Raw genomic sequence first — 13,537 nt, 5'->3', positions numbered from 1 at the left:
TTTCGGATCGGCCGCCACCTACGGGACGCACGGACAGGCGGCCCCGGGGCCCTGTCGGGGTATTTTTCATGAATGCATCGATCATTCGCCGATTTGGGCTAACTTCCCCGCATCCTGCCGCCGCATCGCACGACCTCGAACCGTCATCCGCAGACGAGCGCCATGAACTATAAACGCCTTACTTTCGAGAACCGGGAAGGGCAGAAACTGTCTGCACGCCTCGATTTCCCCGTCGATAGCGAACCCATCGCGTATGCGCTTTTCGCGCACTGTTTCACGTGCAATAAGAACCTGAGCGCCGTTCAGAACATCAGCACGGCGCTCAACGAGGAGGGCGTCGCCGTCTTGCGGTTCGACTTCACGGGGCTCGGCGAGAGCGAGGGGGACTTTGCCGAAACCAATTTCTCTTCGAACGTCGAGGATCTCGTCGATGCGGCGGCGTTTCTGACGCGGGAATACGAAGCGCCAAAGATCCTCATCGGGCATTCGCTCGGGGGGGCGGCGGTGATTCAGGCGGCGGCGCACGTCGAAAGCGCGCGGGCCGTGGCCACCATCGGAGCGCCCTACGATCCGGAGCACGTGCGGCACATCTTCGAGGACGCCCTCGACGAGATCGAGTACGTGGGGGAAGCGCGGGTGTCCATCGGCGGGCGTCCGTTCACCATCAAAAAGCACTTCATCGACGACCTCGAGGCTCAGAACGTCGAAGGTGTGCTCCGGAACCTCGGGCGGGCGCTGCTCATCCTCCATTCGCCCGTGGACGAGATCGTCGGCATCGAGAACGCCTCGCTCCTCTTCCGCGCGGCGCAGCACCCGAAGAGCTTCATCTCGCTCGACAAGGCTGATCACCTGTTGACCAATCCGGAGGATTCCCGGTATGTCGGCGCGATGATCGCGACGTGGGCGCGGAAATACATCGGCGCGCCGCAGGAGGAGCGGAAGAAGCGCGACCATGGCGACAGCCACATCATCGCGCACATCAATCGCTCGCACTATCGCACCGAGATTCTGGCCAACGGACATCCGCTCGTGGCCGACGAACCGCTTTCGGCGGGCGGGACGAACATGGGACCATCGCCGTACGACCTTCTCGCCGCCGCCCTCGGCGCGTGCACCGTGATCACGCTCCGGATGTACGCCGACCGCAAGCAATGGCCGGTAGAGACCATCACGGCCCACCTCAGCCACAAGAAGGTCCACGCGGAGGACTGCGACTGTGAGGCGAGGATCACGCGGAAAATCGATCTCATCGGGCGTGAACTCGAGTTTACGGGCGACCTCGACGAGCGGCAGATCGAACGGCTGCTTCAGATCGCGAACCGGTGTCCGGTCCATCGCACGCTCACCGACGGGCAGGTGGAGGTGAAGACCTCGCTCCGGAAACACGCGCCGGAGGCGTGATGCGCTAAAAGGGGATGGGCTCGACGGTGTGGGCCGCGCCGAGGCCGAGGTCTTCGGCGTCGAGGTGGGTGATGATCGTCTCGAAAAGGTCGGTGAAGGCCTCCGGGCACGAGGTCATCGGTCCGGCGAAGGAGTCGAAGCTCGTGCACAGCACGTCCGCAGGCGTCTCGCCGAAGAGGGTGTACGTGAAGGTTGCGTCGGCGCACGATCCCCGGCGATCCCAGAACACCAGGCGCCCGTCGATGAGAAAGAGCCGGTTCGCCTGATCGGCGCACCCGGCCTTCTTCGCCATCTCGATGAACGGCTCGAGGTCGAAGTTTGCCCCGGGCAGGCTCTCCTCGCACCCGGAGCTTCCGAGCACGACGGCGAGGGCGACGAGGGGCGAGAGGAACGGGCGCATGGGAAGGCGTGTGCCGGCGAGGGGTGTGCCGGCGAGGGTGACGCACCATGAAAACCGCCTCCGCCGCGACCGGTTTCCAGGATTGCTCACCGGGGTTTCGGGACGAGGCGGAGGTGGTGAAAGTCGAAGCTGAAGTCGGTGGCGGGGGAGACGGCGCGCATACTCGCTTCGCGGATGCGACCCTCGGGGGTGAGGGCAAAGGTGACGAAGGCGTCGGCGCGCAGCTCGCGGTCGAACCACCGCGCGACAAACGTGTCGTACTGCCAGTGTTCGAGGGCGCCGACGAGCGACGGGGTGTGGCCGAAGCGGATGACGAGGCCCTCGCCCTTCCGCTCGATTTCAATGTCGCCGTACCAGGCGTCGGTGTATGTGCCGGCGTAGGCGTCGAGCGGGAGCGACGGACCGACGTCGGCGGCGCGGGCGGCGACGGTCTGCGCTTCCACGCGCGCGAGGTGCTCCCGCGAGGCTTCCACGAGTGCCCGGTACGCCCCGAGCCAGTCGTTCGGCGCGACGCCGAGGAAGTCGTCGAGGACGCGATAGACGAGGGCATTGAACGCCGCGCCCGACTCCTGGTTGGTGAACACCGCCACGCCTGCCTTGAGCTCCGGAAGCATCGCGATGCGGGAGACGTAGCCCGGCAGCCCGCCCGTATGGGTGACGAGCTTCCGGCCCCGGTACGCGCGCACCTCGAAGCCGAGCGCATAGCCCCGGAAGGGGGTCCGGAGCGGGGCGAGCGACGGCGGCGGATCGCCGATGGGCATGGGCGTGACGAGCGTCCACAGCTCGCGTGTGAGGGCGGGGGCGAAGAGCCGCCGGTCCATCGCCACGCGCCCGGAGTCGAGCTGCGTCACGAGCCACTTCGCGATGTCTACGGCATTGCTGTTGATGCCGCCGGCGGGGTTCGTGTTGTCGCTGTCGAATGGCCGGACGGGCCGGACCACGCCGTCGATGCGGGCGTGCGGCGTGGCCACGTTGCCTCCGTGCGTCGCGGCGGCGTGTGAGACGTTGCTCTCCGTCATCCCCACCACGTCGAGGATGCGTGTGCGGACGAAGTCCTCCCACGTCTGCCCGCTCACCGCCTCGATCACCTCGCCCGCGACGAGGTAGAGGACGTTGTCGTAGGCATAGGCGCTCCGGAAGCTCTTCTCGATCGGCACGTATCGGAGCCGCCGGGTGATCTCCTTCCGGTCATACGTCGAGGGGGGCCACCACAGAAGGTCGCCCGCGCCGAGGGGAAGGCCGCTTCGGTGCACGAGCAGGTCGCGCACGGTCATCTCGCGCGTGACGTACGGGTCCTCCATCCGGAACCACGGCAGATAGTCGATCACCCGCCCGTCCCATTCGATCTTGCCTTCCTCGACGAGCAGCCCGAGCGCCGTGGCGGTGAAGGCTTTCGTGTTCGAGGCAATGCCGAAGAGCGTGTGCGCGTCCACCGGGTCGGGCTCTCCGAGCGTGCGTACGCCGTAACCCCGCGCCATCACCACGCGGCCGTCCCGGACGATGGCGACCGCGACGCCGGGGACCTCGAACGTTTCGAGCACCTCCTCGACGTACGCGTCAAAGTCGGCGGGCTGGGCATGAAGGAGGAGGGGGGCGAGGAAGAGAGAGCCAAGGAGAAGGAGGAAACGAGAGCGCATCATTGGAAGGGCTGGCATTGGGAGGGAAGCATCGAGCCGGGAGGGACGCATCAAAAAAGCGGGTCAGGCCCGGTATCGAAGCGCGAGCATGGTGATGTCGTCGGCCTGCGGGGCGCCGTCGGTGAAGGCGGCGACGGCATCGAGCACCTGTTGGATGACGGCTTCGGGTCCGGCGCCGTTGGCGGCGCGGAGACACTCGTGCAAACGCTCGTCTTCGAACTGATCCCGGCGGGTGTCGGCGGCCTCGGTGACGCCGTCGGTGTACAGCAGGAGCAGGTCGCCGGGCGCCAGACGGAGCGCGTGCGCGGGGAAGTCGAAGTCCGAGAGCAGGCAGACGGCCAGGCTGCGGGCGCGCGGAAGCATCTCCACGTCCCCGTCGTGGCGGAGGAGGAAAGGCAGGTTGTGCCCGGCATTGCAATAGACGACCTCGCCCGTCCGCGTGTCGAGGATGCCGTAGACGAGCGTGACGAACATCCCCTTGACCCGTTCTTCGTGGAGCACCCGGTTGACGCGGCGGAGGCATGCTTCGGGAGACATCCCCTGAAGCGCCGTGGCGCGGAGCAGCGTCCGCGTGTTCGCCATGAAGAGCGCCGCCGCCAGTCCCTTGCCCGACACGTCGCCGAGGACGAAGCCGAGGCGGTGCTCGTCGAGAAGGAAGAAGTCATAGAAGTCGCCGCCGACCTCGCGGGCGGGGCGCATGACGGCGTGGAGGTCGAAGTCGGAGCGGTCGGGGAAGGGGGGGAACGTGGTCGGAAGCGAGGAGGTCTGAATCTTCCGCGCGACGTCGAGCTCGCGTTCGAACGACATGACGCGGCGTTCGAGAGCCTCGGCGCGTCGGTGCGTTTCCAGCTCGCGGTGCGTCTTCTCGATGGTCACTTCGAGGTCGGAAAAGTCGATGGGCTTCGTGATGAAGTCGAATGCGCCGCGGTTCATGGCCGTCCGGATGTTCGACATGTCGCCGTAGGCGGAGACGATGACGACCTTGAGCGGGTGGCTCCAGTCGCTCAGCCGGTCGAGGAGGGTCAGCCCGTCCATGCGCGGCATGTTGATGTCCGTCACCACGATGTCGATCGTGGGGTCGGCTTCGAGGCATTCGAGCGCCTCGATGCCGTCTCCGGCGAAAGAGAAGAGGATCTCTTTCGAACGGATGCGCTTGCGAAATTTCTGACGGATGAGCCAGGAGAGGTCCGGCTCGTCGTCCACGACCAGTATTTTCACGAAAAAGAGAGGCTCGGAGAAGAGGAGAAGGCGGGGGATCCGTCGAAAGGTCACGATTTTTTTCGTCGATGGCAAGCCGGAGGCGCGGGGGGATCCTCGACGCCGTATCTTCGTTGCGAATCCTGATCCTTTCTCCCGCATCGTCTCTTCGATTCTCGCGCATGGTCCCCGTCTCGCTTCGCCTCGAAAATTTCCTCAGCTACGGCACGGCCGCTCCGACCCTCGACTTCGAACAGTTCCACGTGGCCTGTCTTTCGGGGCGAAACGGGCAGGGCAAGTCGGCCCTCCTCGACGCGATCACGTGGGCGCTCTGGGGCGAGGCGCGCAAGTCGAGCGACAGCCGGAAGCCGGACGAGATGCTCCTCCGCATCGGCGCGCGGCGCATGGTGGTCGAACTCGCCTTCGACCTCGAAGGGGAGCGGTACCGCGTGCTGCGATGGTTCGAGAAGACGAAGACGGGGAAGACGCACAAATCCGGTCTCGAAGCGCATGTTTTCGACCCGGCCGCCGGTGAATACCGGCCGCTCACGGGCGCGTCGATGCGGGAGACGCAGAAGATCCTCCAGAATATTCTCGGGCTCGACTACGATACGTTCATCAACTCCGCCTTTCTCCTTCAGGGGCGCTCGGACGAGTTCACGAAGAAGAAGCCCACGGAGCGGAAGCAGATCCTCGCCCGGATCCTCAACCTGAGCCGGTACGAGCGACTGGCGGACCTGGCGCGGGAGCGTGTGCGCAAAGCGGAGGAGGCCATGCGGCTGGCGCGCGTGGAGATCGAGCGGCTGACGGGGGCGCTCGAAGGGGAGCCGGAATGGAAGGCGGAGCACGCGCGTGTCTCGGAAGCCGTCGCGCAGGCCCGGAAGACGCTCGAAGGCCTGCGCGCCCGGGAGAAAACGCTCACCGAACGCCTCGCGGCGATGGAGGCGCAGGCGCGCGCCGCAGAAACCGCCCGGGAGTCTCTCGAGCGCCTCGATGCCCGACACCGGGCCGACGAGGAGGAGGTGCACAAGCTGCGCAAGAGGATCGCCGAGGCGGAACGGCTGCTGGCCATGCGGGAAGAGATCAAGCGAGATTACGAACGGTACGTGGCGCTCAATAAGGAACGGGAGGCGCTCACGGATAAGCAGAACCTGGCCATGGGCATCGAACGGCAGATCCTGCAGAAAAAGCATGAACTCCAGGAGCGGAAGAACGAGCTTGAAAAGCAGATTCAGAAACTGGAGGTGCAATTGAAGGCCGACCAGGAAAGCCTCAGACAGTGCGAGGCGGAGCTCGTGAAAGAGGGGCCGACGCGAAAGCTTCTCGAACGGGCGAGGGCGGCGGCGGAGAAGCTGGTGGAGAGGACTGCCGTCCGGGAACGGCGGAGGGAACTACAGACGGAACTCGAGAAAGCCGAGCGGGAGTTGATCCGCGAGAAAGAGGCGCTCGTCGGGAGGATCCGTGCGCTGGAGGCCGACGCGGCGGCGACGGCGGAACGGGCGGCGACGCTCGATGCCCTTCGCAAGGAAGAGGCGGAGCTCAGGGAGGCAGAAGAAAAGCTCCTTTCTCTTAAAGAAAAGCTCGACCAGGTGCGCGAGAAAGGTCAGGAGATTGCCGAGCGGATCAAGGAACGCGAGGGTCAGATCAAGGCGCATGAGAGGGCCATCGAGGAATTGGAAGAGAAGCTCGCGCGGATCACTTCGCTCGAAGAGGAGTCCTGCCCCACGTGCGGCACGGCGCTGACGCCCGAGCACCGCGCGCGGGTGGAGACGCGCTTCCGGGAGGACATCGCCGCGAAGCGCCGGGCCATTGCCGAGGCGCGCGCGCGTGTGGCAGAGGAGGAGCGCCGGCGGAGGGAGCTCCGCGCGGTGTACGCCGAGACGAACGAGCAGGTCAAGGCGCTCGCCTCGGTCCCGCAGCGGCTGAGCGTGGTGCGGGAGAAGATCCGGGATGCGGAGGAACAGCGGGACGCGCTCGAGACCAAGCGCAAAGCGCTCGAACGGCTTCGGGCCTCGCTTGCGGAGGAACGCTTCGCTGAGGAGACGCGCGCGCGGATCGCCGGGCTGCGCAAAGCCCTCGACGCGCTTCCCTTCGACGAGGCGGCGTATGAGGCGCTGAAGAAGCAGGCGGCGCAGGTAGACCGGTACGAGGATTCGATGAAGCGCCTCGAAGAGGTGGCCGGGCGAAAACGGCAACTCGAGAAAAGCATCGCGCGCAAAGCGTCCGAGCTGGAACGCCTCCGGAAGATCCTCGACGACGGCTCCGCGTTTGCCGAGATCCGGAAACAGCTTCAGGCGCTCGAGAGACAGCATCGGGAGGTCGGCTTCGACGGGGAGCGTCTCGAAGCCGTGCGGCAGGCGCTTCGCGCGCTCGGCGAGGCGGGCGAGCGGATGAAGGGGCTGATGCATGCCCGGGACAACCGCGAGGCGTGGATCGAGAGCCTCGATCAGGTGACGGAACGCCTTCGGATGACGGCGGAGGAGCGCGAAGGCCTCGTGCGGCGGATCGCGGAGATCGAGGCCGAGCTCGAAGGGCGCGAGGCGCTGGCCGAAAAACAACGCGCCGTCGCCCGCGAGAGCGCCGAGACGGAAGAAGCACTCAACCGTCTCCAGGTGCAGATCGGCACGCTGAACACGCGGCTCGAACAGGCCCGCCGCGACCGCAAAGCCCTCAAGGCGCGACGGAAGGAGGAGGCCGAGGCGCGGGCCGAACACGCCGTGTACAAGCACCTCCGCACCGCTTTCGGCAAGCACGGCATCCCCTCGCTCATCATCGAACAGACGCTGCCCGAGATCGAGGATCGCGCCAACGAACTGCTCGACCGCCTCACCGAAGGCAAGATGCACGTCCGCCTCAACACGTTGAAGGACAAGAAGACCGGCGGCACGAAAGAGACGCTCGACATCATCATCACCGACGAACAGGGGGCGCCCCGACCGTACGAGACCTTCTCCGGCGGCGAGGCGTTCCGCGTCAACTTCGCGCTCCGCATCGCGCTGGCGCAGTTGCTCGCCGAACGGAGCGGCGTCCGCGTGCGCACCCTCGTCATCGACGAAGGCTTCGGGACGCAGGACGCTCAGGGCATCGAAAACCTCGTTCAGGCCATCCAGACCATCCAGGACGACTTCGACAAGATCCTCGTCATCACCCACCTCGACGAACTCAAGGAGGTCTTTCCCGTCCGGATCGAGGTGGAGAAGGATCCCGTGGTGGGTTCACGTTTCGAGATCATCGGCGTCTGAGCCTCGCGCCGCGTCACAATCCACCCGCCGAAGGGGTCACGCGAAGCCCGAAGAAGTAGGTTTCGAGCTTGATCTCGATTGCGTCGAGGGAGGCGTCTTCGGAAACGAAGCGCGCGAAGACCTGGAGCGCCGGGCGGGGGCTGTACTCCGCTTCGAAGCCGCGCCGGGTAAAGCGGAAGTCGGGGCCGCCGGAACGCACTTCTTGTTCGAAGAAGCCTGAGGCAGAGAGGCTCGCGCCGAGTTGCACGAGCACCTTCGCCGTATATCCGGCCTCGAAAGCGGTCCAGGTCTTCATGGCTTTCGTGCCGAAGGCGGCATAGTTGACGCTTCCGAGGTTGAGGCTGCTCAGGGCGCCCTTGCCGAGGAGACGCGGTTCGAGGAAGAGGGCGCCGCCGCCGAGCCGGAGGGAGGGGCCGAGGCGGAGGGCGAGCCACCGACCATGCATGTCGGGGACGCCCGACCGATCGAAGTCGATCAGCGTAGCGCCGATGCCGAAAGGCGGGCGGAAGAGGTTGAAGCGGATGAGCCCGGCGCGCCACCGGAAGTCGGTGTCTTGGCCTTTGCCGAAGCGCACGCCCGCCGCGCCGAAGAGGATGTCGAAATAGCTGTCGGTCGAGACTTGCGGCAGGAGCATCGAGACGGGCACGCGTCGCGAGGCGAGAAGGAGGACCTGGTTCGCGTCGGCGTCCGGGAAGAGGTCGACGCGGAGGCCGATCATCTGCGGAGCCGTGCCGGTCATGCTCTGTGCGTGCGCCGCGCCGGTTGTCCCGAGAAGGGAAGCGGCGAAGGCGAGTCCGAGCGTTCGCAGGATCAGGGGTGCGGAGAGCGGGAGAGGGCGCACGTCGGGTCGGTTGGTGGGATGATCCGGGAGATGCGGGGCATGCGAGCATACGCAGGCTCGCGGGCAAAAGCAAGGCTTCAGGAGAGGGCGGGCTGCCGCGCCCGTCGCATCAGCACGATGCCGCCGATGATGAGCAGTCCGCCGAAGATCTGCGCCGGAAGGATAGGCTCGCCGAGGAGGAAGTGGCTGCTGAAGAGGGCGATGAAGGGCACGAGGTTCCCGAACGCCGCCGTGTGGGCCGCTCCGACGCTCTGCACGGAAGCGCTCCAGAGCACCGGCGCGAGACCCGTCGAGAGGCCGCCGGAATAGAGCAGGGCCAGCCAGATCCACCCGTTCACCCGATGCCATGCCACCGCCCCGAACTCGGGCAGGGCCACGACGAACAGGAAGGGCATCGCGACGAGCAGGCCGAGGAACGACAGTTCGAGGGGCGACACGTGGCGGAGCACCGGACGGTTGAACGCGGTGTACGCGCCCCACAGAACCGCCGCCGCCAGCATCACCAGATTGCCGAAGAGCACGGCCCCGCCGAAGTCCACCTTCTTTGCTCCGAGGAGCACGATGGCAAAAGTGCCCGAGAGCGTGACGAAGAGCCCGAACCACGCGAGCCCCCGCAGCCGTTCGAAGCGGAAGAAATGCCCGAGGAGCGCCGACCACAGCGGCACGCTCGCCATGATGAGCGCCGCGCTGCCCGCCGCCGTATGGTTGATCCCGATGATGAATGTGACCTGATACACCAGATACCCGAGCAGCCCGAGCGCGACCACGGGGCCGGTGTAGGCCCGGAGCGGCGCGAAGAAGGGGCGTCCCCGTTTCCGCTGGCGCGCCGCGTAGAAGCCGCCGAGCAGAAGCGCCGAGCAAAGCAGCCGGAAAAAGTTCATCGCATGCGGCGGCATCACTTCGAGGACCGCCTTGATGATGGGAAAATTGAAGCCCCACACCAGCACCACGAAGACGAGTGCGGCGTCGGCTTTCCAATCTCGGGCGTGCGGCTGGGTCATCGGCGGTGGAGGAAAAGTGCCCGCAATATAGAGGCAAGGTCTGTACTTTCGCCGCCCGTGTTTTGTACCTTCCCATCGATTTCACGCGGATTCCCGCGAGGCGCGCGGCATCGTGCCGCGCCCGGCCCTTTTCCCTCACGACCCGACCGGCTGACGCGACGATGGCGGACGAGAGCATTCCCCGGCTGTACTATTCCATCCGCGAGGTGGCCGACCTCATCGGCGAGAAGCCGCACGTGCTTCGGTACTGGGAGACCGAGTTCGAGGCGCTCAGTCCCCGCAAAAGCCGGGCGGGCAAACGCGTCTATACGGAAGAGGACCTCGCCGTCGTTCGGCGCATCCAATCGCTCCTGCGAGACGAGCAGTACACCATCGCCGGCGCGCGCCGGGTTCTCGAAGCCGAACGCGGTAAAAAAAGCGGAGCGAAACCCGCCGGTCCGGACCTCCGCCGGGAACTTTTGGAACTGCGCGTATTTTTAGAGAAGCTCTTGGAAAGCCTCTGAGTTTTTCGTTGCTTTCCGGAGATGACGGGACGTGGCGCAGTCCGGTAGCGCACTTGCATGGGGTGCAAGGGGTCGTGGGTTCGAATCCCGCCGTCCCGACCAACGCAAAAAGCCCCGAAAACGGCAATTCAAGCTCGTTTTCGGGGCTTTCTCTTTGTACCCGGATCATCCATTAGCGCCCATTATCATCCATTTTTGTGTCCCCATATTGTCCCCAAGGGTGTGTGCAATCGTATGTGCGTGTCCCCATATTGTCCCCGGACGGCCTGAAGAGGTCTTCATGGTGAGTGCTGGTCTGCCAGCGTAGGGCGCTCGGGAGCAGGTCAGCGTAGACCATCGTCTGTTCGACCGAGGCGTGACCCATCCAGCGCTGTATCGTAACGACGGGGACGCCCGCCGATGCCAGCCACGAGGCGAATGTGTGGCGAAGGCTGTGCCAGTGCAGGCTGCCTGGGAGCCCTGATTGCAACACGTATTGTCGGAAGGTGCGGCTGAGCCTTCGACCGTCACGAGGCCTGCCGCCATGTCCGGGGAAGACGAGAATGCTCTCGGATTCCTCCGGCTGCCGGGCGAGAAGAATCCCCTTGACACCCTCGTTGATGGGCACAACCCGAGACTCCCTGTCCTTGACCTCGAAGCGTATCCCGGTTTCGGCGTCGTGGTAGCTTCGGACTTGGATGGAACCCGTGTGCAAATCCACATCGGCCCATCGCATGTGAAGCAGTTCTCCACGGCGCAGTCCGGTGGATACTGCCACGCGGATCATGTCGGGCAGGCAGAGTACCTGCGATGATCGACCAACGAGGAAGGGGCGCTTCTCATTCAGGTGATGCTCGACATATTGAAGCAATCTGTCAAGCTGCTGAGGGGTGAAAAACGCGGGCACGCCCTTTCTGGCTCGGGGTTTCTTTGCGTCATCAAGCGGGGACTGCTCGATCATGCCCTGCCACTCCCCTGACCATCACTGATAAGCCAAGCTGTCACCCATCCGGACCAGAGAGACCCTCGCTGACACCTGGACGCTATCTACTCTCCTTCACCGGGGGACAGACACAAGTCAACCTTTGCCGGCACCTCCCCCGGAATCTCGGGTGGCACCTGAGCGAGAAGCCGGCTCAGAGCACTTACCGGATGGACCGTCTTTTCCGATAAGGACTGCCAGGCCTTTTTCATTACTGAAACCGTCGCGAGAACGAAATCCGAGACCGTCGGAGCCAGCGCTGAAATGGAGCCAGGTCATTACAACCATGAAGGGGACAGAGACAATCGCCCAGGGAGAAAGAGGCGTTTGACGTTGCAAGGGTGGTCTCGATACGCGGTATTCCCTCCTCGAACGTCATGCGGGTCCAGTGGGACACTCCGGGGCCGTCCCCCCGGTACACGTTTCCGATCATTGCCCCTGCCAGCCCTACGGTGAGGCTGGCTACGGCGCGTAAACTACCCAGTCGCTGTTGACGAAAATCTTCAGGGGCCTCGGGGCGATGACCCACGGGCACCGGCACGTGTATCTGATGCCGTACCCGGTGCAGATCGGGCACTCCCCCGAAACACACACAGCACGCATACTGGTGGGGATACAACAACTGCACCTCGCACCCGACGTCCCGTCCCGCTGCGTCCTCTGCGATTCGGCTTCCCAGAATCACCAGGACCGGGCGACCATAGACGGCTACCAGCCCATTCAGGGTCAGGAGCGCCGCTGCGTTATCCACGCAAGAGATCACCACGTCGGCTTCACGGATGGCCTGAATCCCTTCCAACGTCGCCACATCCGCAACGACGGGGGTTACACGGCACCATGGATAGCGCTGCTCCAGGGCATCGGCCACCGCCCTGGCTTTCGGGTGGTCCACCTGTTCTAAAGCCACCAGCCCCATTCCATCAATAGAGTGCACATCCACCACATCCGGATCGACCAGGGTGAGGGCCCTGACGCCCATATTGGCCAGGTTGTCGGCCATCAGCGAGCCGTGCCGCCCACATCCAACGATGCAGAAGGTATCACTCGTCAAGCGTTGCCAGGCATCGTCACCGAGCGCGCCCCGGCTCCGACTGAAGAGCACCTCAGCATCGACCTGCCAGGGGTTCACGCGCTCCGTCTGCGCCTCCTTCTCCATTCGTTCCATTCCGGGCCCGGTGAGTACGACGCGGTCTATTGCTGCTTTGAAACCGTCATAGGGACAGGCGTAGCCCTCTAGATGCCCCTTCAATGCACGCAGGCCGATGACCAGATATGCCGACCCGACTCGCAGATCTCGTCGCCCTTCGCGCAGCGCCTCCAACTCCTCGAAGAAGGTCAGGGAATCGGAACAAAGTGTGATGTGCAGACTCCCTTTCCTCTCCGGTGAACCTCCGAAAATCGGACGGTAGACAACTCCCCGAATCCGCCCATGACGCACTGGTGTCCACGCAAGCGCCTCTTCCAGAACGATCCGATGCTGCCCGAGTTGGCGGCGGAGTTGTTGTAACCCTTCCCTTATGCGTTCGCACCACCAGGAAACCGGGACCTCAAGTTCTACCACAGGCTTTCATCAATCAAACAACCGACGGTGCGCTCTTCTTTTGCGGGCGGTTTCTTCTTTTTTTCGCTTCTCCTCCAGGAATGCCTGACGCGCCTTCTCCCGTTCGAAGTGCTGGCGCATTTCAACTTTCTGGCGTCGGTCGGCTTCCGCCTCCAGTTCTTCAAGCATTTGTACCAGGGGTCGGTGTGCTTCCAGACGGGAATTCTGAGGCTTCCTCCGTCTCGCAGGCGTCCCTGCAGGGAAACGATCTGGTTTTACGGTCGGCTTCGTTTCGATCATCTTGCCTTCGGGTTATACTTGTGAATAAAGAGCTTCTCTGAAAGGATGGCCGTTCAAATGCGTGTTTGCATTTCGACCATCGGCCATCCATCTCCCCTCCTTCGAACAGACACCTTTAAAGAAATTGGATCCGGGTACAATGGCAAGCGTGTGGATAATTTTATTATAGATCAGGCATCCAGACTCGAGTACGACGAACTGTAAGCACCACGATCATGCTATTATTCTGAGCCACGAAACGCATTGTTGAAGGAGGTTAAGGTGGCCTCCCAAGTCAAGACCATTCCCCGGCAAAAATAAGATAGAATCTAGTCCAACCCGCCGAAGCTCTATCGGCGAAAGTGCACCTCGGCCGGGGTCTTGTAGCCCAATAACTGGTGCGGGCGTTCCTCTTTGTAATACCCAAAGTACGTCTTCATCCCTCGATCCAAGCTCGGCACATGCTCGTATGCCTTGAGGTAGATGTCTTCGTATTTGACCGCCCGCCACAGACGCTCTATGAAGATGTTATCCA

General features: G+C 64.0%; 12 protein-coding genes and 1 tRNA gene. 4 read left to right on the top strand and 9 right to left on the bottom strand.

Annotated features, from left to right (window positions below; all coding sequences use genetic code 11):
* Positions 1-162 precede the first annotated feature (162 nt).
* Positions 163-1,401 (top strand): bifunctional alpha/beta hydrolase/OsmC family protein, encoded by a 1,239-nt coding sequence (locus AC1HIY_RS02125; RefSeq protein WP_479575050.1) that lies wholly within the window; start codon positions 163-165, stop codon positions 1,399-1,401.
* A gap of 4 nt (positions 1,402-1,405) precedes the next feature.
* On the opposite strand, the gene AC1HIY_RS02120 is transcribed toward AC1HIY_RS02125, so the two are convergent.
* From AC1HIY_RS02120 to AC1HIY_RS02110, 3 genes are all read right to left on the bottom strand, one after another.
* A complete protein-coding gene (locus AC1HIY_RS02120; protein ID WP_479575049.1) occupies positions 1,406-1,801 on the bottom strand; it encodes a hypothetical protein in 396 nt (131 codons plus the stop codon).
* Between the two features lie 86 nt (positions 1,802-1,887).
* Entirely contained in the window at positions 1,888-3,438 is a 1,551-nt protein-coding gene (locus tag AC1HIY_RS02115) for a serine hydrolase (protein WP_479575048.1), read from the bottom strand.
* 63 nt (positions 3,439-3,501) lie between these two features.
* Positions 3,502-4,656 carry a PP2C family protein-serine/threonine phosphatase gene (locus tag AC1HIY_RS02110; protein WP_479575047.1) on the bottom strand — a complete coding sequence of 385 codons (1,155 nt, stop codon included), beginning with the start codon at positions 4,654-4,656 and terminating at the stop codon, positions 3,502-3,504.
* 161 nt (positions 4,657-4,817) lie between these two features.
* On the opposite strand from AC1HIY_RS02110, the gene AC1HIY_RS02105 reads away from it, so the two are divergent.
* The gene (locus tag AC1HIY_RS02105; protein ID WP_479575046.1) at positions 4,818-7,877 is read left to right on the top strand and encodes an AAA family ATPase; all 3,060 of its coding nucleotides are present in this window, start codon (positions 4,818-4,820) and stop codon (positions 7,875-7,877) included.
* Positions 7,878-7,890: 13 nt separating this feature from the next.
* Here the strand turns inward: AC1HIY_RS02105 and AC1HIY_RS02100 are convergent, their stop codons facing one another.
* Together AC1HIY_RS02100 and AC1HIY_RS02095 are read right to left on the bottom strand one after the other, a co-directional pair.
* The gene (locus AC1HIY_RS02100) at positions 7,891-8,718 is read right to left on the bottom strand and encodes a hypothetical protein (protein WP_479575045.1); all 828 of its coding nucleotides are present in this window, start codon (positions 8,716-8,718) and stop codon (positions 7,891-7,893) included.
* 77 nt (positions 8,719-8,795) lie between these two features.
* Complete coding sequence (locus AC1HIY_RS02095; protein WP_479575044.1) at positions 8,796-9,719, bottom strand: DMT family transporter; 924 nt, start codon at positions 9,717-9,719, stop codon at positions 8,796-8,798.
* Positions 9,720-9,880: 161 nt separating this feature from the next.
* Between AC1HIY_RS02095 and AC1HIY_RS02090 the strand changes: the two genes are divergently transcribed.
* Both AC1HIY_RS02090 and AC1HIY_RS02085 read left to right on the top strand, forming a co-directional pair.
* The gene (locus AC1HIY_RS02090) at positions 9,881-10,222 is read left to right on the top strand and encodes a MerR family transcriptional regulator (protein WP_479575043.1); all 342 of its coding nucleotides are present in this window, start codon (positions 9,881-9,883) and stop codon (positions 10,220-10,222) included.
* A 25-nt stretch (positions 10,223-10,247) separates the two neighbouring features.
* Positions 10,248-10,324, top strand: a tRNA-Pro gene (locus tag AC1HIY_RS02085).
* Positions 10,325-10,394: 70 nt separating this feature from the next.
* Here the strand turns inward: AC1HIY_RS02085 and AC1HIY_RS02080 are convergent.
* The 4 genes from AC1HIY_RS02080 to AC1HIY_RS02065 all read right to left on the bottom strand — a co-directional run.
* Entirely contained in the window at positions 10,395-11,162 is a 768-nt protein-coding gene (locus AC1HIY_RS02080) for a tyrosine-type recombinase/integrase (RefSeq protein ID WP_479575042.1), read from the bottom strand.
* A gap of 232 nt (positions 11,163-11,394) precedes the next feature.
* Complete coding sequence (locus AC1HIY_RS02075; RefSeq protein WP_479575041.1) at positions 11,395-12,744, bottom strand: ThiF family adenylyltransferase; 1,350 nt, start codon at positions 12,742-12,744, stop codon at positions 11,395-11,397.
* A 9-nt stretch (positions 12,745-12,753) separates the two neighbouring features.
* On the bottom strand, positions 12,754-12,912 hold the full coding sequence (locus AC1HIY_RS02070) for a hypothetical protein (RefSeq protein WP_479575040.1): 159 nt from the start codon (positions 12,910-12,912) through the stop codon (positions 12,754-12,756).
* Between the two features lie 440 nt (positions 12,913-13,352).
* A partial coding sequence (locus AC1HIY_RS02065; RefSeq protein ID WP_479575039.1) for an integrase core domain-containing protein occupies positions 13,353-13,537 on the bottom strand: 185 nt, incomplete at its 5' end.

The organism is Rhodocaloribacter sp., from assembly GCF_056451265.1.
This window is presented reverse-complemented; position numbering and strand designations above follow the sequence as displayed.

Excerpts from the sequence above, each read along its gene's own strand:
- AC1HIY_RS02125 (WP_479575050.1), top strand. The coding sequence starts at position 163 with ATGAACTATAAACGCCTTACTTTCGAGAACCGGGAAGGGCAGAAACTG.
- AC1HIY_RS02120 (WP_479575049.1), bottom strand. The coding sequence starts at position 1,801 with ATGCGCCCGTTCCTCTCGCCCCTCGTCGCCCTCGCCGTCGTGCTCGGA.
- AC1HIY_RS02115 (WP_479575048.1), bottom strand. The coding sequence starts at position 3,438 with ATGCGCTCTCGTTTCCTCCTTCTCCTTGGCTCTCTCTTCCTCGCCCCC.
- AC1HIY_RS02105 (WP_479575046.1), top strand. The coding sequence starts at position 4,818 with ATGGTCCCCGTCTCGCTTCGCCTCGAAAATTTCCTCAGCTACGGCACG.
- AC1HIY_RS02095 (WP_479575044.1), bottom strand. The coding sequence starts at position 9,719 with ATGACCCAGCCGCACGCCCGAGATTGGAAAGCCGACGCCGCACTCGTC.
- AC1HIY_RS02090 (WP_479575043.1), top strand. The coding sequence starts at position 9,881 with ATGGCGGACGAGAGCATTCCCCGGCTGTACTATTCCATCCGCGAGGTG.
- AC1HIY_RS02080 (WP_479575042.1), bottom strand. The coding sequence starts at position 11,162 with ATGATCGAGCAGTCCCCGCTTGATGACGCAAAGAAACCCCGAGCCAGA.
- AC1HIY_RS02070 (WP_479575040.1), bottom strand. The coding sequence starts at position 12,912 with ATGCTTGAAGAACTGGAGGCGGAAGCCGACCGACGCCAGAAAGTTGAA.